This is a genomic window from Bradyrhizobium sp. SZCCT0231 (assembly GCF_018130245.1).
Lineage (GTDB): Bacteria > Pseudomonadota > Alphaproteobacteria > Rhizobiales > Xanthobacteraceae > Bradyrhizobium > Bradyrhizobium japonicum_F.
The window spans coordinates 160876-177427 of the sequence record NZ_JAFCKP010000005.1 but is presented as its reverse complement, the minus strand read 5'-3'; the positions used below and the strand labels follow the sequence as shown (position 1 = coordinate 177427).

15 protein-coding genes are annotated in these 16552 nt (G+C 65.2%); 10 read left to right on the top strand and 5 right to left on the bottom strand.

The features are described from left to right. Nucleotides 1–121: 121 nt before the first annotated feature. Nucleotides 122–268, bottom strand: a complete 147-nt coding sequence (locus JQ566_RS15875; RefSeq protein WP_212373334.1) for a hypothetical protein — start codon at nt 266–268, stop codon at nt 122–124. Between the two features lie 177 nt (nt 269–445). Here JQ566_RS15875 and JQ566_RS15870 point away from each other — a divergent pair, with 177 nt between their 5' ends. The 4 genes from JQ566_RS15870 to hflX all read left to right on the top strand — a co-directional run bounded on the left by JQ566_RS15870 (nt 446) and on the right by hflX (nt 6089). Beyond that, complete coding sequence (locus JQ566_RS15870) at nt 446–2812, top strand: sensor histidine kinase (RefSeq protein ID WP_212373332.1); 2367 nt, start codon at nt 446–448, stop codon at nt 2810–2812. Nucleotides 2813–2829: 17 nt separating this feature from the next. Continuing rightward, complete coding sequence (gene ntrX / locus JQ566_RS15865) at nt 2830–4200, top strand: nitrogen assimilation response regulator NtrX (protein ID WP_212373331.1); 1371 nt, start codon at nt 2830–2832, stop codon at nt 4198–4200. A 246-nt stretch (nt 4201–4446) separates the two neighbouring features. Then, entirely contained in the window at nt 4447–4695 is a 249-nt protein-coding gene (gene hfq, locus JQ566_RS15860; RefSeq protein ID WP_007591126.1) for an RNA chaperone Hfq, read from the top strand. Between the two features lie 11 nt (nt 4696–4706). Then, the gene (hflX, locus tag JQ566_RS15855) at nt 4707–6089 is read left to right on the top strand and encodes a GTPase HflX (RefSeq protein ID WP_212373330.1); all 1383 of its coding nucleotides are present in this window, start codon (nt 4707–4709) and stop codon (nt 6087–6089) included. Between the two features lie 44 nt (nt 6090–6133). On the opposite strand, the gene mazG is transcribed toward hflX, so the two are convergent. Next, nucleotides 6134–6988, bottom strand: a complete 855-nt coding sequence (gene mazG, locus JQ566_RS15850) for a nucleoside triphosphate pyrophosphohydrolase (protein ID WP_212373329.1) — start codon at nt 6986–6988, stop codon at nt 6134–6136. 127 nt (nt 6989–7115) lie between these two features. On the opposite strand from mazG, the gene queC reads away from it, so the two are divergent. Further along, nucleotides 7116–7829: a 7-cyano-7-deazaguanine synthase QueC gene (queC, locus tag JQ566_RS15845; RefSeq protein ID WP_212373328.1), complete on the top strand. Its 714-nt coding sequence runs from the start codon at nt 7116–7118 to the stop codon at nt 7827–7829. A 171-nt stretch (nt 7830–8000) separates the two neighbouring features. Here queC and JQ566_RS15840 read toward each other — a convergent pair whose 3' ends face one another. Genes JQ566_RS15840 through nthA form a run of 3 tightly spaced genes read right to left on the bottom strand, consistent with a single transcriptional unit; the run spans nt 8001 to nt 9663 of the window. Beyond that, complete coding sequence (locus JQ566_RS15840; RefSeq protein ID WP_212373327.1) at nt 8001–8378, bottom strand: nitrile hydratase accessory protein; 378 nt, start codon at nt 8376–8378, stop codon at nt 8001–8003. Next, nucleotides 8378–9037 (bottom strand): nitrile hydratase subunit beta, encoded by a 660-nt coding sequence (nthB, locus tag JQ566_RS15835; RefSeq protein WP_212373326.1) that lies wholly within the window; start codon nt 9035–9037, stop codon nt 8378–8380. The genes JQ566_RS15840 and nthB overlap by 1 nt, the downstream gene beginning before the upstream one ends. Beyond that, entirely contained in the window at nt 9034–9663 is a 630-nt protein-coding gene (gene nthA / locus JQ566_RS15830; protein ID WP_212373324.1) for a nitrile hydratase subunit alpha, read from the bottom strand. The genes nthB and nthA overlap by 4 nt, the downstream gene beginning before the upstream one ends. A gap of 119 nt (nt 9664–9782) precedes the next feature. Between nthA and JQ566_RS15825 the strand changes: the two genes are divergently transcribed. The 5 genes from JQ566_RS15825 to fsrB all read left to right on the top strand — a co-directional run bounded on the left by JQ566_RS15825 (nt 9783) and on the right by fsrB (nt 16496). Further along, nucleotides 9783–10589: an enoyl-CoA hydratase/isomerase family protein gene (locus JQ566_RS15825; RefSeq protein ID WP_212373322.1), complete on the top strand. Its 807-nt coding sequence runs from the start codon at nt 9783–9785 to the stop codon at nt 10587–10589. 244 nt (nt 10590–10833) lie between these two features. Next, nucleotides 10834–11973: a methionine ABC transporter ATP-binding protein gene (locus JQ566_RS15820; protein WP_212373319.1), complete on the top strand. Its 1140-nt coding sequence runs from the start codon at nt 10834–10836 to the stop codon at nt 11971–11973. Next, entirely contained in the window at nt 11963–12628 is a 666-nt protein-coding gene (locus tag JQ566_RS15815; protein WP_212373317.1) for a methionine ABC transporter permease, read from the top strand. The genes JQ566_RS15820 and JQ566_RS15815 overlap by 11 nt, the downstream gene beginning before the upstream one ends. 523 nt (nt 12629–13151) lie before the next feature. Further along, nucleotides 13152–15146 (top strand): TonB-dependent siderophore receptor, encoded by a 1995-nt coding sequence (locus JQ566_RS15810; protein WP_212373572.1) that lies wholly within the window; start codon nt 13152–13154, stop codon nt 15144–15146. Between the two features lie 57 nt (nt 15147–15203). After that, complete coding sequence (fsrB, locus tag JQ566_RS15805) at nt 15204–16496, top strand: siderophore utilization protein FsrB (RefSeq protein ID WP_212373315.1); 1293 nt, start codon at nt 15204–15206, stop codon at nt 16494–16496. The last annotated feature ends 56 nt before the right edge of the window (nt 16497–16552 follow it).

Below are 16552 nucleotides of genomic sequence, written 5' to 3'. Positions count from 1 at the left end.
GCGCTGGCCGTTGTGGCTGACGCGGTGAGCAGAAGTCCTGATAGGACCCAAATGTTCCGCTCGCACATTCAAATTGGTCGTTCGCAAATTGGTCGTTCGGCCGCAGCGCGCGGCATCGCATCTATCTGACCAGTCGGCCGGATGCCGGCATCACGCTGGCGAGATTCACCGGGGCCTGCTGAAGGGCGACGCCGTTGACCAGGAGGTCGGCGGCCACGATCAGCAGAAGGACCGCCGAAACCATCGTCGCGAGAAAGATCTTATCCATGCCGGATCAAGCCGGGATGGTGGGAATCCGTTCCCGGCCAGCCGGCATGTGCCTGTGGATTGCACCGCTCCGCAGCAGGCGGCGCGCCGCGGAATTGTCGCAATTCGGCAACAATGTGGTACGAATACATCAGTATCCGCCCGTCGCGGACCCGTTTTCAGCACCACCATTGCCGGAATGACCAGCGCAGACACCTCGGCCGCACACTTTGACACGGCCCCAGCGGAAGAGCCCCGGCGTTGGTCGGTGCGGCGCTGGCTGGCACCCGTTGCCGTGGCGCTGGCGCTGCTGTCGGCCTTCCTGACCTTCCTGGTCCTGACCGGTCTCACCAAGATCGAGCCGACGCCCGAGGTTGTCCGCTCGTTCTACCTGATCAATGCGGCCACGATCCTGCTGCTGGTCGGGATCATCATCCGCGAACTCTGGCAGTTGATCCTGGCGCGGCGGCGGGGCAGGGCGGCGGCGCGCCTCCACGTCCAGATCGTCAGCCTGTTCTCGATCGTGGCGGTGCTGCCGGCGGTGCTGGTCGCCGTCGTCGCCAACGTCACCATCGAGCGCGGCCTCGACCGGCTCTTCTCCGGCCCGACCAAGGAGGTGATCCAGAACTCGCTGACGATCGCGCGGGCCTATATGCAGGACCACGCGCAGCTGATCCGTGGCGATATTCTCGGCATGGCCAACGACATCGCCCATGCCCGGCCGCTCTACGACCAGGACCGCCGCTCGTTCCGCGAGATGCTCACCGCCAGTGCCAGCTCCCGCAATCTGCCCGGCGCGATGATCATCGACAAGAACACCAACATCCTGGAGTCGGCCGACACCGGCATGCGGCTCGCTTATTCGCCGCCGGCGCCGGACTTTCTCAGCAATGTCAACGAGAACGAGCCCGAGATCGCGGTGCTCCCCGATGCGAGCTTTGTCGCCGCGGTGATCCGCCTGCGCGCCTTCAACGACACCTTCCTCTATGTCGCCCGTCCCCTTGATCCGAATGTCGTCAATCAGCTCAAGCAGACCGAAGTCAGCGTCGCCGAATACGCCCAGATCGAGTCGCGCCGGCTCGGCATCCAGGTCGCCTTCGCGCTGATGTTCGCGGTGATCGCGCTGACCATCCTGATGGCCTCGGTGCTGATCGGCCTCAACTTCGCCAATTCGCTGGTCTCGCCGATCCGGCGGCTGATGAACGCGGCGCACACGGTCTCGACCGGTGACCTCCATGTCAAGGTTCCCGTGCATCAGTCGGAAGGCGATCTCGCCCAGCTGGGTGAGACTTTCAACAAGATGACGCAGGAACTGCGCAGCCAGCGCGACGAGCTCGTCAACGCCAGCGACCTCATCGACAGCCGCCGCCGCTTCATCGAAGCCGTGCTGTCCTCGGCGAGCGCCGGCATCATCGGCGTCGATGCGTCCGGCAGCGTCGGCATCCTCAACCGCTCCGCCGAGAAGCTGATCGGGCACTCCGAAGCGGAGACGCTCGGCCATCCGCTCTCCGACGTGCTGCCCGAGCTGGACGAGATGATGAAGGCGGCGCGGGAAGGCAGCCAGCGCCTGGTGCAGGGCCAGATCACGATCACCCGCGACGGCACCGAGCGCAATCTGTCGGTCCGCGTCAGTGCCGAGAAGAACCAGCCGCACGACAGCTACATCATCACGCTCGACGACATCACCGAGCTGGTCTCGGCGCAGCGCACCTCGGCGTGGGGCGACGTCGCGCGGCGCATCGCGCACGAGATCAAGAACCCGCTGACGCCGATCCAGCTGTCGGCCGAGCGCATCCGCCGCAAGTTCGGCAAGGACATCACCGAGGCCAAGGACAAGCAGATCTTCGACCAGTGCACCGACACGATTGTGCGCCAGGTCGATGACATCAGGCGCATGGTCGACGAGTTCTCGCGCTTTGCGCGGATGCCCAAGCCTGTGATGGAAGGCGAAGACGTCGCCGACACCGTGCGGCAGGCCGTGTTCCTGATGAAGGTCGCCCATCCCGAGATCGACATCGAGGCCGAGTTCAAACAGGATCCGCTGCGCGCCCAGTTCGACCGGCGACTGATCTCCCAGGCGGTCACCAACATCGTCAAGAACGCCACCGAGGCGATCGAGCAGGTCCCGCCCGAGGAGCTCGGCAAAGGCCGCATCGACGTCGTGGTGTCACGCGAGGGCGACGACGTGCTGATCGACGTCATCGACAACGGCATCGGCCTGCCCAAGGTCGCGCGCTCGCGCCTGCTCGAGCCGTACGTCACCACGCGCGCCAAGGGCACCGGGCTGGGCCTGGCCATCGTCGGCCGCGTGCTGGAAGACCATGGCGGGCGGATCGAGCTGAAGGACGCCTCCGACTTCCGTGAAGGCCAGCGCGGCGCCTGGATGCGGATGCGCTTTGCCATCTCAGGGCAACCTGCAAAGTCCGAGACAGCCGAGCCCGACATCAAGCAAACGGTGACGGAATCCGGCAGGAACCAGGAAACAAAAGAGCCGGCCGCCGGAACCAAAGAGCCGGCTGAAAAGACCAATGATTCAACCAAAATCGAAGCCTCAACAGGCAGCTGACAAGACAGGCGCGATCCATGGCAAGTGAAATTCTGATTGTCGATGACGAGGCCGATATTCGGGATCTGGTTGCGGGCATCCTCGAGGACGAGGGGTTCGTGACCCGGACCGCGCGCGACAGCGATACGGCACTCGCAGAGATTGCCAATCGTCGGCCGCATCTGGTGTTTCTCGACATCTGGCTGCAGGGCTCCAAGCTCGACGGCCTGCAGCTCTTGGAGCAGGTCAAGAAGGACAATGCCGATCTGCCCGTCGTGATGATCTCCGGCCACGGCAACATCGAGACCGCGGTCGCCGCGATCAAGCGCGGCGCCTACGACTTCATCGAGAAGCCGTTCAAGGCCGACCGCCTGATCCTGGTCGCGACCCGAGCGCTGGAGAACTCGCGGCTCAAGCGCGAGGTCAAGGAGCTGAAGCAGCTCGCGCCGAGTGCCAGCCAGCTGGTCGGCCGTTCGCCCAGCATGAACCAGCTGCGCCAGACCATCGAGCGCGCAGCGAAGGCCAACAGCCGTATCCTGATCGTCGGGCCTGCCGGCGCCGGCAAGGAGCTGACCGCGCGCACTCTGCATGCGGCCTCGGGCCGGGCCGACGGTCCCTTCGTGGTGATCAACGCCGCCGCGATCACGCCCGAGCGCATGGAGCACGAGCTGTTCGGTATCGAGCAGTCCAATGGCGAGCAGCCGCGCAAGCCTGGCGCGCTCGAGGAAGCCCATGGCGGCACGCTGTTCATCGACGAGATCGCGGACATGCCGCGCGAGACCCAGAACAAGATTTTGCGCGTGCTGGTGGAGCAGTCGTTCCAGCGCGTCGGCGGCACGGGCAAGGTGCAGGTCGATGTGCGCATCATCTCATCGACCGCGCGGAATCTCGAAGAGGAGATCGCAGCCGGCCATTTCCGCGAGGACCTCTACCACCGGCTCTCGGTGGTGCCGATTCGCGTCCCCGCGCTGTCGGAGCGGCGCGAGGACATCCCGGAATTGATCGACTATTTCATGGAGCAGATCTCGGCCGGCAGCGGCCTGCCCAGGCGCCAGATCGGGCAGGACGCGATGGCGGTGCTGCAATCGCATGTCTGGCCCGGCAATGTGCGTCAGCTCCGCAACAATGTTGAAAGAGTCATGATTCTGGCGGGCGGCGGACCGGAGGTGATCATCACCGCCGACATGTTGCCGCAGGACGTCGGCTCCATGGTGCCGGCGATGCCGACCAGCAACAACGGCGAGCACATCATGGGCCTGCCGCTGCGCGAAGCGCGCGAAGTGTTCGAGCGCGACTATTTGATTGCACAGATCAGCCGTTTCTCAGGAAATATTTCTCGCACGGCCGAGTTCGTTGGCATGGAACGGTCGGCACTGCATCGGAAGCTGAAGGCGCTCGGCGTCGGCTAGGGCCGCGACGTCGCAGTCGCCCTCGGCAATAGGCGAGGAAAATCATCGATTTCCGTAGTTTTTCGGGGCAATAGGGCGCCGGCTGCCGCGTGAAGCGGCTTGCCTAATATCCCGACCTGTCCTCTAATCGAACCGCTGTTCCTTCCGAGGGGGATCTCATGAGGAACGGCAACCGGAGGAGGCCCCGAACTCCACAAAGAGGGCCGTATCCGGCGCAATAAAAAGAAACTCAAAGCGAGAAAAAAAATGGCGGCAGACCGCGCACAAAACCTACAGGACACCTTCCTTAATCACGTTCGCAAAACCAAGACGCCACTGACGATCTTTCTGGTCAACGGAGTGAAGCTCCAGGGTATCGTGACCTGGTTCGACAATTTCTGTTTGCTGCTTCGGCGCGACGGTCACTCGCAGCTTGTCTACAAGCATGCGATCTCGACCATCATGCCGGGCGCTCCGATTCAGCTGTTCGAAGGCGGCGAGGACCAGCCGGCTTGAGAGTGATCTGATTGGAACCCCGGAATCTCGACGGGGATGCCGACCGACCGCGGTCGGCAGGGGCTAAGCAGACGGGGCGGGTGCTTGTCATCGGCCCCTATTTGCGGGTGCGCGCGGGAAGTGCCGACGCGCAATCGGATAGTTGTGTCGTGCGAGACGCCGAGGCCCGGCTCGATGAAGCTGCCGGCCTTGCGCGCGCGATCGATCTCGTCATTGCCGATGCGATCATCGCGCCGATCGGCCAGATCCGGCCCGCCACCTATATCGGCAAGGGCAAGGTCGAGGAGATCGCCGCGCTGGCCAAGAGCCTCGACGTCGAGCTCGTGGTGATGGATTGCGCGCTGGCGCCGATCCAGCAGCGCAATCTCGAGAAGGAATTGCACGCCAAGGTGCTCGACCGCACCGGGCTCATCCTGGAAATCTTCGGTCGCCGCGCCAAGACCAAGGAGGGCTCGCTCCAGGTCGAGCTCGCGCATCTCAATTACCAGCGCTCGCGTCTGGTGCGTTCGTGGACCCATCTGGAACGCCAGCGCGGCGGTTTCGGCTTCATGGGCGGTCCGGGCGAGACCCAGATCGAGGCCGACCGCCGCCTGATTCAGGAGCGCATCTCCAAGCTCGAGAGCGAGCTGAAGAAGGTGCAGGCGACGCGGCGTCTGCATCGCGCCGGCCGCCAGCGCGTGCCGTACCGCGTCGTGGCGCTGGTCGGCTACACCAATGCCGGCAAGTCGACGCTGTTCAACCGCCTGACCCGCGCCGACGTGCAGGCGGCCGACATGCTGTTCGCGACGCTCGACCCGACCCTGCGCGCACTCAACCTGCCGCATGGCGGCAAGGCGATGCTGTCCGACACCGTCGGCTTCATCTCCAACCTGCCGACACAGCTCGTCGCCGCCTTCCGCGCCACGCTGGAGGAGGTGCTTGAGGCGGACGTCATCCTGCATGTCCGCGACATCTCGCATGAGGACGCCGAGGCGCAGCAGAGCGACGTCGACGCGGTACTGCGCCAGCTCGGCATCAATCCCGACGATAGCGGCCGTATCATCGAGGTCTGGAACAAGATCGACCGTTTCGACGCAGAGCAGCGCGAAGAGCTCTTGAACATCGCCGCGCGCAGGCCGGAGGATCATCCGGCGATGCTGGTGTCCGCCGCATCAGGCGAGGGCATCGATGCACTGCTCGCCGCGATCGAGGAGCGCTTGGCCGCCAAGCGCACCACGCTCGATCTCTCCATCGACGCCGCCGACGGCGCCGGCATTTCCTGGCTGCACCGCAATTCCGAGGTGCTGGCCAAGGAGCTGCACGACGGCCGCTTCGACATGACGGTGCGGGTGGATGAGACCAAGCGGGATATCGTGGTGTCGAGGTTCGACGCCGTGCCGCATCACGCGACGTAGGTCCCGCCGCGGGAGTTGCGCCAACTGCTTCCTCGACGGCGGAGTTAGCTGCGGGCTTCCTTGCGTCCCTCTGGCGCCGGCCTCTCATCACCCTTCGCCGCATTCCACAGCGCGTCCATCTCCGCCAGCGACGCTTGCTCGAGCGTCCGCCCCTGTGCCTCCAACGCCCGCTCGATATAGGCAAAACGGCGCTCGAATTTTGCATTCGTCGCGCGGAGCGCAGCCTCCGGATCGGCATCGACATGGCGGGCGAGGTTGACGAGTGCGAACATCAGATCGCCGGTCTCCTCGGCCAGCTCCTGCTTGTCGTTACGATCGAGCGCAGCCTCGATCTCGTCAGCCTCCTCGCGGATCTTTTGCAGGACCGCGCGCGGGTCGTTCCAGTCGAAGCCGACGGTGGAAGCCTTGCGCTGCAGCTCCATCGCACGGGTCAGCGCGGGCTGGCCGGCCTTGACGCCCGAAAGCAGTGACTTGTGCGCCGGCGCGTCCTCCGGCGGCCGGCGCGCGGCGCGCTCGGCTTTCTCCTCGGCCTTGATGCGGTCCCAGACTTCCTTGACGTGGTGCGGGGCGAGATTGCCGTCCTTGTCGGCGAAGATGTGCGGATGGCGGCGGATCATCTTGCGGGTGATGGCCTCGACGACGTCACCAAAATCGAACGCGTTCTGCTCCGAGGCCATCTGGGCGTGGAACACGACCTGAAGCAGGAGATCGCCGAGCTCCTCTCTGAGATCGTCGAGGTCGCCGCGGGCGATGGCGTCGACCACCTCGTAGGCTTCCTCGATCGTGTAGGGCGCGATGCTCGCAAAATCCTGCTCGAGGTCCCAGGGGCAGCCGGTCACCGGCGTGCGCAGCGCCGCCATGATCTCGATCAGGCGGGAAATGTCGCGGGAAGGGGTCATTGCAGCGCAGTCTCCTGGGGTCCAGAGCCTTATGCCAAAAGCGGGCCGCCGTTCCCAGCCGGCCGCAGCGGAACAGACCGATTTCCACCGATTGGCGGGCGAGGTGGGCAGTGCTAAAGCGCGGGCCATGAGTGACGCATTTTCCTCCGAAACCGCGCTGGTGCTGTTCTCCGGCGGCCAGGATTCCACCACCTGCCTCGCCTGGGCGCTCAGCCGCTTTGCCCGCGTGGAGACGCTGGGGTTCGACTACGGCCAGCGCCACGCCATTGAGCTTGCCTGCCGCGACCGCCTGCTCGACGGCATCAAGGGGCTGCGCGCGGATTGGGCCGCGAAGCTCGGCGAGAGCCACACGCTGTCGATCCCGACGCTCGCCGCCGTCTCCGAGACGGCGCTGACACGCGACGTCGCGATCGCGATGGGCGCGGATGGCCTGCCCAATACCTTCGTGCCGGGCCGCAACCTGGTGTTCCTGACTTTTGCCGCGGCCCTGGCCTATCGGCGCGGCATCACCCACATCGTCGGCGGCATGTGCGAGACCGACTATTCCGGCTATCCCGATTGCCGCGACGAGACCATCCGCGCCATGCAGGCCGCGCTCTCGCTCGGCATGGCGAGACAATTCGAGCTGCACACGCCCTTGATGTGGATCGACAAGGCCGCGACGTGGCAGCTCGCGCAGGATCTCGGCGGCGAGGGGTTGGTCGATCTCATCCGCGAGCACTCCCACACCTGCTATCTCGGCGAACGCGGCGCGCAGCATGAGTGGGGCTACGGCTGCGGCGAGTGCCCGGCGTGCAGTTTGCGGGCGAAGGGGTGGAACGAGTACGTGGCGGGGCGCTGATGGCGCTCCGGTCTCCGCTGTTACGGTCGTCACCGCTGTCATCGCCCGCGCAGGCGGGCGATCCAGTATTCCAGAGACCATGTTTGAGCCGAGAGGCCGCGGCGTACTGGATTCCCCGCCTTCGCGGGGAATGACAGCGGAAGGCTTGGCATGAGCGTGCCTCTTACCAAGCTAGTCAAAATCCTCCGGCACGAGCTCGATCGGCTTGCCATGCGGCGTTCGATCCGCGGCGTGGTCCCAGGCGTCGCGGTAGCGATGCAAGGTCTCCATCGAGGCCACGCCCTTGCGAGCGACGAGGCCTTCCAGCGTGGCGAGCCAGTGCAGATAGTAGGTCTCGCCCGTATCGGGATCGCCGGCGGCCTGTGCGCGCTTGATCTCGTCGGCGAGCGCTGCGGCCCATTCGGGCCAGGTGAAGACGCCGCGCTCGTGCAGCGTCAAGGCCATCGCGAACGCATGCGCCTCCCAGGGTGCGCGAAACACCGGGCCGTCGTCATCGCGCGGAATGCTCGGAATCGCCGCCGTGGCTGCGGCAGCAGCGGTGCTGCTCATCACGCCGGATCCAGATACGGCTCGAACGCGTCGATCGAGACTTTCAGCGTCGGATCGCCGTCCTCGCCCCAGAGATCGCGTCCCTCGAACACGACGGTGTAGAGCCATTGCGGATTCTCGCCGCGCTCCATCGCCGCCGTGTCGGGAAACACGTGGCAGCCATGGTTCAGCTCGACGACGCCGACATGGCCGCGCACGTAACGCGGCAGCCTTGTGTGCGTCGCCGGATGCATATTCTTCGCGCGCACGCGATCGCCGATGTTGAACCTCGCCGGAGCCGGGGCAGGGCGGTCAAACTTGCCGCGCACCATCACGCGCTCGACATTGGCGAGATCGAACTTGCCGCGCTTGAGCGCCTTTGCGGGCTGCATCGCATGGCCGGCGGCGACCTCCTCGCGGGTGAGGTAGCCCTTGTCGATCAGCATCTCCTCGAGCCCCAGAAACCATTTCTTGTAATAGGAGCTCGAGAGATAGACATGCGGCGGCAAGGTCTCGCGATAGAAGCGCGAGGTGTCGATGTTGAAGGCGCCGGCCGCGCCCATCGCGCGCACCATGGCCAGCACGCGCGACTCCCATTCCTCGTGAAACATCGGCTCGTTCGGCTCGGGCTCGACCTTGCCGAACCCGTCCATGCCGCCCATGTCGTGCACGCCGTTCATGACGGCGCCCCAGGCTTCCGCGGCAAGCCGGTGCCGATCATGGAGTCGCGGGTGACGAGCTCGGCGAGCTGTTCCTCGCTCCAGCCCTCCGTGCCCTCGGGCCGCATCGGCAACACCAGGAAGCGCGTCTCGGCGGTGGAATCCCACACCCGGATTTCGATGTCCTTGGGCAGCGCGACGCCGAAATCGGCGAGCACACCGCGTGGGTCCTTCACCGCGCGCGAGCGGTAGGGCGCAGCCTTGTACCAGACCGGCGGCAGCCCCAGCATTTCCCAGGGGTAGCAGGAGCACAGCGTGCACACGACCATGTTGTGTCGCTCTGGCCTGTTCTCGACCACGACGAGATGATCGCCGACGCGGCTGACATGGCCGAGCGTACCGATCGCCTTGCTGCCGTCCTCCAGCAGCGCCTTCTTGAAGGCCGGATCGGTCCAGGCCTTGGCGACGACGCGCGCGCCATTGTGCGGGCCTATCTTGGTCTCATAGGCCTGGATGATGGCGTCGAGCGCGGCCGGCTCGACATAGCCTTTTTCGGTGAGGATCGTCTCGAGCGCGCGCACGCGCAGCTCGGTCTCCGACAGCTCGGAATGGTCGTGATCGTGGTGATGGTCGTGATCGTGGCTCATGGCGGCAAAGATAGGCGCAATGGCCCAGGCCTGTCGAGGGTTCGTTGCAGCGCGATCCGGGCACGTATGCGTGACGACATTTGTGCGCTAGCATCGCCGCAAACATCGTGGAGATGATGGTGACCGACTACGTGAAGATCGAGAAGGGTCTTGGGCCTGAGGGGCGGATAGCGGTGGTGCGATTCGACCGCGGGGACGGCATCAACGCGTTCTCGCCGGAGGCGCTGCGCCAGCTCACGGCGGCCGCGCGCAGCTTCGAGGACGATGCTGCGACCTCAGTCGTTGTGCTGACCGGCAGCACAAGCACGTTCAGCGCCGGCTTCGACCTCAAGGACGCCGAGGGACGTTCGCGCAAGGAGATGGATCTCGGCACGCTGCGGCGGCATCTCAAGCTCGGACCGCGCCTGACCCACGCCTGGCAGGAGATGGAGCAAATCACGATCGCGGCGATCGAGGGCTTTTGCGTCGGCGGCGGCGTGGCCCTCGCCGTTGCGCTCGACTTCCGCATCATGGGGCGCGACGCGCATCTGCGCGTGCCCGAGATCGGGCTCGGCATGAACATGAGCTGGCAGAGCATCCCACGCATGCTGCATCTGATCGGGCCGGCCCGCACCAAGCAGGCGGTGATTCTGGCCGACCAGCGCATCAGCGCGGACGAGGCCCATGAATGGGGCCTGGTGGAGCAGGTGACCGATCCCGGCCATGCGTTCGATGCCGCCATGGAGCTTGCCCGCAAGGTTGCCGCGCAGCCGCCGCTCTCGGTCGCCATGACCAAGCTGACCGTCAACCGGCTCGCGCACGTGCTGGACGATCTTGCGAGTCACATGGATGTCGATCAGTTCGCGCTCGCGAGCTTCACCGAGGACCACAAGGAGGGCGTCGAAGCATTCCTGGCCCGCCGCAAGCCGCGCTTCCGGGGGCGGTAGATCAGGGGCGGCAGGAGGATGATCCCCGTCGGCAGATGAATTTTCTTCGCACGCGACGGATTGGGAAAACTTCGTCCAACTCCTCGCAAATATCTGACATTGCAAGAAAGACTGGAAACGGCGATGGTGCGTGCTGCGGTGCAGCGCGCTTCACCCCAGCCGGCATCGCAATTTCACCCCCGTCGCTCCATGCGACCTGGTTCCCGTGCGCCCGTGAGCGGCGCGGGAACGCGAACTATTGTGCATGAAGGCCACCTCCATGAATGCCCACCAATCGCTCGCGGTCGGACAGCCGATCGAAACGCTTGAAGCGATTTCACCGGCCGCGACCGAGCCGGACGCGATGGTCCGTTTCGCTGGCATCTCGAAGACCTATCCGGCCTATCGCGGCAAGCCCGGCGTCAACGCGCTGCAGAACATCGATTTCGCTATACCGCGCGGTTCCATCACCGGTGTGATCGGCCGCTCCGGCGCTGGCAAGTCGAGCCTGGTGCGACTGATCAACGGGCTGGAGAAGCCGACCACGGGCCGCGTGATCGTCGACAACAAAGACATCTCGGCACTGACCGGCCGCGAGCTTCGGCTGGCGCAGCGCTCGATCGGCATGATCTTCCAGCACTTCAACCTGCTGTCGTCGCGCACCGCGGCCGACAATATCGCGCTGCCGCTGGAGATCGCCGGCTGGACCAAGGCGGACATCAAGGCTCGCGTCACTGAGCTGCTGGCGCTGGTCGGCATCGCCGACAAGCACGATCGCTATCCGTCAGAGCTCTCCGGCGGCCAGAAGCAGCGGGTCGGCATCGCGCGGGCGCTGGCGACGCGGCCGGACGTGCTGCTGTCGGACGAGGCGACCTCGGCGCTCGATCCGCAGACCACGCGCGCGATCCTCGATCTGCTCGCCAGCATCAACCGCGAGCTCGGCGTGACCATCGTGCTGATCACCCACGAAATGTCCGTGGTGCGCCAGCTCGCCAAGGAAGTCGTGGTGCTGGATGCCGGCCATGTCGTAGAGAGCGGTCATGTCGCCGACATCTTCACCCATCCCAAGCATCCCATCACGCAGTCCTTCCTGGCCGAGGTGGTCGGCGACAGCCTGCCGGTGTCGCCGGCGAGCCGGATCGTTTCAGAGCCATCCGCCGGCGGGCGGGCCGTGATCCGCATCCAGGTGCGTGGGGCAGGGGCCGGTGACACCGTGGTGGCGCGGCTCGCGCGTGAGCTAGGGCTCGACGTCGCGCTGCTGTCGGCCCGCATCGACGAGATCGGCGGCCAGCATGTCGGCTCGCTCACGCTCGGAATTCCCGGCGGCGAGGACGCGGTGACGCGGACGCTCACCTGGCTCTCTCAATATCAATTCTCGGCGGAGCGTCTCGGCTATGTCGCCTGAACTCATCAACCTGATCATCCAGGCCACGGGCGAAAGCCTGTACATGGTCGGCATCGCGGCGCTGCTCGGCACCGCCTTCGGCCTGCCGCTCGGCGTCTTCCTTGCCACCAGCCGCAAAGGCGAGCTGTTCGCCGCGCCCATCGTCAATCGCGTGCTCGGCATCGTCGTCAATGCGACGCGGTCCACACCCTTCATCATCCTGGTCGTCGCCATCATCCCGTTCACGCGCCTCATTGCCGGCACCTCGATCGGATCGACGGCGGCGATCGTGCCGCTGACCATCGCGTCAGCGCCATTCATCGCGCGGCTGGTGGAGGCCGCGATCCGCGAGGTCGACGGCGGTCTGATCGAGACCGCGTCCTCGTTTGGCGCCTCACCGCTTCAGATCGTGCTCAAGGTCCTGATCCCCGAGGCGCTGCCGGGCCTGTTGCTGGCGCTGACGCTCGCCGTGGTCAGTCTGCTCGGCTACTCCGCCATGGTGGGCGCGGTCGGCGGCGGAGGGCTTGGCGATCTCGGCATCCGCTACGGCTACCAGCGCTTCATGCCGGAAATGATGCTGGCCGTCGTGGTCGTGCTGATCGCACTGGTGCAGCTCGTCCAGAGCGCCGGCGATTATCTGGCGCGCCGGGTCAATCGCCGGCTGCGGCATCGCTGAACCGTTTCCAGATGTTGCGGACAGGCAGATTCTGCTTCTGCCTGTCTGGAAACATTCCAAACTCCGATGCACGCCTGAGCGCATTCGCCGCACGCGCTTCGCACACGTCTGGAGAGATTCTAACGTCGTTCCTATCGCGCTCGAAAACCGCCTGAGTTAGGGCGGGGCATCAAAAACGATACCGGCGAAGCCGGCAGTGCGTGGGGCCTCGAAAGACGTGACCGACTTCCAATTTTCTTCGCGTGGCGACACGCGTCGTCGACAGATTCAGGTGTTTTTCCTCGGAGCGGTCAGCACATTCTCCCTTGTCGTTCCCTTCGGTTCCGTGGAGGCGCAGACGCAAATTCCTGAAGTCACCGTGGAAGCGCCAGCACAGCGCGCCCGTCCGGCGGCGATTGCTTCGTCGCGAAGGGCGGCGGCGACACGCACCGCGCGCGCCAATCGTCGCGCTCCGGCGCAGCAGGCCGCGCCAACCCAGTCGGCATCATCGAATGGCGCCACGGGCGAACGCGCCAATGGTCCGGTGCGCGGTTTCGTCGCGACGCGCAGCGGCACCGCCACCAAGACCGACACGCCGCTGATCGAAACGCCGCAGTCGGTGTCCGTCGTCACCACCGATCAGATCAGGAACCAGGGCGCGGTCTCGATCGGCGAGGCCCTGCGCTACACCGCCGGCGTCAGTGGCGACGTCAATGGCGGCTCGGACACCCGCTTCGGCGCTCTCCAGATTCGCGGCTTCGACACGACCATGTCGGGCCTCTACATCGACGGTTTGCGGATTCCCTCCAGCGTCTACGTGCATTTCAACGGCCTCGATCCCTATGGCGCCGAGCGGCTCGAGATTCTCAAGGGGCCGTCCTCGGCGATGTATGGCGGCAGCGGCACCGGCGGCATCCTCAACTACGTGACCAAGCTGCCGACCGCGCAGCAGTTCGGGGAAGTCTCGATCTCCGGCGGCAGCTTCAACCGCTATCAGGGCCAGTTCGACATGGGCGGCCCCGCCAACAAGGAAGGCACCGTGCTGTGGCGCCTGACCGGCGTCGTCCGCGACGGCGAGACCCAGGTCGACTTCACCAAGGACAACCGCGTCTTCATCGCGCCCGCGGTCACGTTCAAGCCGAACGAGGACACGTCGATCACGTTGCTCGCCAACTACCAGCGGGACCGGGCCGGGTGGGGCCTGCAGTTCCTGCCGGCCTCGGGCACGGTGTGGCCGAACAACGGCCGCACCATCCCGGTCTCGTTCTTCGCGGGCGTGCCGAGCTTCAACGCGTTCAACACCGAGATCGCAACCGCCGGCTATCAGCTGTCGCACAATTTCACCGACAACATCACGTTCCGGCAGAACCTGCGCTACGCCTATCAGCACAACGAGGAAAAGACCTTCTACGGCACCGGATACACCGACGAGGCGGCGGGGCAGCTGGGGCGTTTCGGCAGCTACAGCAATTCCTACATCAACTCCTTCGCGGTGGACAACCAGCTCCAGGGCAAGTTCACCACCGGCATCCTCAGCCATACCACCCTGGTCGGGCTCGACTATCGCAACACCACGTTTCGCGATACGGCCTTTGCCGTCACGACGTCGGCGCCGGAGATCAACGTCTTCAACCCGGTCTACAGCTACGACTGGGCTCTCGGCGGCATGAACGACAACAAAGGCATCAAGCAGTCGCAGCTCGGCCTCTATGCGCAGGATCAGATCAAGCTCGGCCGGCTCTCGTTCCAGCTCAGCGGCCGCCAGGACTTCGTGACGACGCAGCTCGACACCAATCTACCGCCGGCCGATACTTCCACCTCGAAGGACTCCTCGGCCTTCACCGGCCGCGCCGCCGTGATGTACAATTTCGACAACGGCATCGCTCCCTATTTCAGCTATTCCGAGTCGTTTCTGCCGCAGCTCGCGACCAGTCCGTCCGGACAGATGCTCGATCCCGAGACCGGCGTGCAGTACGAGGTGGGCGTCAAGTATCAACCGCTGGGCTGGAACGCGCTTTTCACCTTCGCCGCCTTCGACCTGACGCGTGACAACGTCGCTGTGTACGTGCCTGCAACCACCTTTTACGAACAGATCGGGCAGGTAAAATCGCGCGGCGTCGAGCTCGAAGGCTCGATGTCGCTCGCCGACGGCTGGAATTTGCGCGCGGCCTATGCCTATGTCGATGCCATGGTCACGCAGGACCCGGTCAATGTCGGCAAGGCGCCGGTCACTGTGCCGCTCAACCGCGCTTCGTTGTGGAGCGACTACACGCTTCAGAACGGCATGCTGGCGGGCTTGCAGATCGGCGGCGGCATTCGCTATGTCGGCGCGACGTGGGGCGATGATGCCAACACGTTCAAGGTGGGATCAGCCACGGTGCTGGACGCGCTCCTTGCCTACACCAGGGAGAATTGGCGTCTGTCGCTGAACGTCACCAACCTTGCGGACACGCGCTACGTCGCGGCGTGCTATGGCCTCTCGGGCTGCATGTATGCCGAGGGACGGAAAGCCATCGGCAAGCTGACCTATCGCTGGTGAAATCGAAGACGGTCCGGCCCCCCGGGGGCCGGACCCGCTGGATGAGAGTGGAAGACGATGAGAGCGATATTCGGCAGGCTGCATCGTTGGGCGGGACTGCTCACGGCCGGATTCCTGTTCTTCTCCGGCATCACCGGCGCGATCATCTCCTGGGATCACGAGATCGACGACGTCCTGAACAGCCATCTGTTCGATGTCTCGACGAAGGGCCCGGCGATTCCCTCGATCGAGCTCGCCAAGATGATCGAGCAGCGCGATCCCCGCGCGCGCGTCGTCTATCTCTTCATGACGCCGGAGCAGGGCCACTCGCTGTGGTTCTTCGTCATGCCGCGGATCGATCCCGCAACCGGCAAGCGCTACCCGCTCGACTACAATCAGGTCTTCCTCGATCCCAACACCGGTGCGGAGCTCGGCCGGCGCTATTGGGGAGCAGTGTGGCCCGTGACGCGCGAGAACTTCGTCTCGTTCCTTTACAAGCTGCACTACACGATGCACATCCCGGAATTCTGGGGCAGCGACCGCTGGGGCATGCGCGTGCTCGGCATCATCGCCATCATCTGGACCATCGATTGCTTCGTCGGCTTCTACCTAACGCTGCCCTCGCGCCGGCGCGCCAAGGCGGCGCGGGCGCCCGCCGTCACGCGCCAGCTCGAACGTGGCTTCTGGGCGCGCTGGGCGCCGGCCTGGACCATCAAGACCTCGGGCAGCGCCTACCGGATCAATTTCGACATTCACCGCGCCTTCAGCCTCTGGACCTGGGGCGTGCTGTTCATCATCGCCTTCACGGCGTTCTCGCTGAACCTCTATTTCGAGGTGTTCTCACCGCTGATGAAGATGGTGTCGAACTACACGCCGACGCCCTATGAGCAACGGCCGTATCGGGATCTCGATGATCCCATCGAGCCCAGGGTCACCTTCGCCGACATCGCCGCGCGCGCCGCCGCCGACGGCAAGGCGCGCGGGTGGACCATCCCGGTCGGTTCGATCAATTACGGCCCGGCCCATGGCGTCTATGCCGCCGCCTTCTTCCACCCCGGCGACGACCACGGCGCCGGCGGTGTCGGCCCGGCTCAGCTCTATTACGACAGCGAGGACGGCCGCCCCATCGGCGAGCGGCTGCCCTGGATCGGCACCGCCGCCGACATCTTCGTGCAGGCGCAGTTTCCCCTGCATTCGGGCCGTATCGTCGGATTGTTCGGGCGCATCCTGATCTCGGTCATGGGGCTGGTGGTGGCGGCGCTCTCGGTGACCGGCGTCGTGATCTGGTGGCGCAAGCGCCGCGCCCGTGTTCGCGTGCGCGAGACCGCCGCGATGCGCCTGACCCGGCAGCAACTCACGCCGGCAGAGTAGGGCACCCGCATTCAAGGGATGAACCTTCGCCCCCGGCGCCCGCACAAAGACTGGAG

What these genes read in the sequence shown, in the direction of transcription:
- JQ566_RS15870 (WP_212373332.1), top strand. Translation starts at nt 446, where the DNA reads ATGACCAGCGCAGACACCTCGGCCGCACACTTTGACACGGCCCCAGCG.
- JQ566_RS15875 (WP_212373334.1), bottom strand. Translation starts at nt 268, where the DNA reads ATGGATAAGATCTTTCTCGCGACGATGGTTTCGGCGGTCCTTCTGCTG.
- JQ566_RS15840 (WP_212373327.1), bottom strand. Translation starts at nt 8,378, where the DNA reads ATGAGCAGCACCGCTGCTGCCGCAGCCACGGCGGCGATTCCGAGCATT.
- nthB (WP_212373326.1), bottom strand. Translation starts at nt 9,037, where the DNA reads ATGAACGGCGTGCACGACATGGGCGGCATGGACGGGTTCGGCAAGGTC.
- queC (WP_212373328.1), top strand. Translation starts at nt 7,116, where the DNA reads ATGAGTGACGCATTTTCCTCCGAAACCGCGCTGGTGCTGTTCTCCGGC.
- mazG (WP_212373329.1), bottom strand. Translation starts at nt 6,988, where the DNA reads ATGACCCCTTCCCGCGACATTTCCCGCCTGATCGAGATCATGGCGGCG.
- JQ566_RS15820 (WP_212373319.1), top strand. Translation starts at nt 10,834, where the DNA reads ATGAAGGCCACCTCCATGAATGCCCACCAATCGCTCGCGGTCGGACAG.
- JQ566_RS15815 (WP_212373317.1), top strand. Translation starts at nt 11,963, where the DNA reads ATGTCGCCTGAACTCATCAACCTGATCATCCAGGCCACGGGCGAAAGC.
- ntrX (WP_212373331.1), top strand. Translation starts at nt 2,830, where the DNA reads ATGGCAAGTGAAATTCTGATTGTCGATGACGAGGCCGATATTCGGGAT.
- fsrB (WP_212373315.1), top strand. Translation starts at nt 15,204, where the DNA reads ATGAGAGCGATATTCGGCAGGCTGCATCGTTGGGCGGGACTGCTCACG.
- nthA (WP_212373324.1), bottom strand. Translation starts at nt 9,663, where the DNA reads ATGAGCCACGATCACGACCATCACCACGATCACGACCATTCCGAGCTG.
- hfq (WP_007591126.1), top strand. Translation starts at nt 4,447, where the DNA reads ATGGCGGCAGACCGCGCACAAAACCTACAGGACACCTTCCTTAATCAC.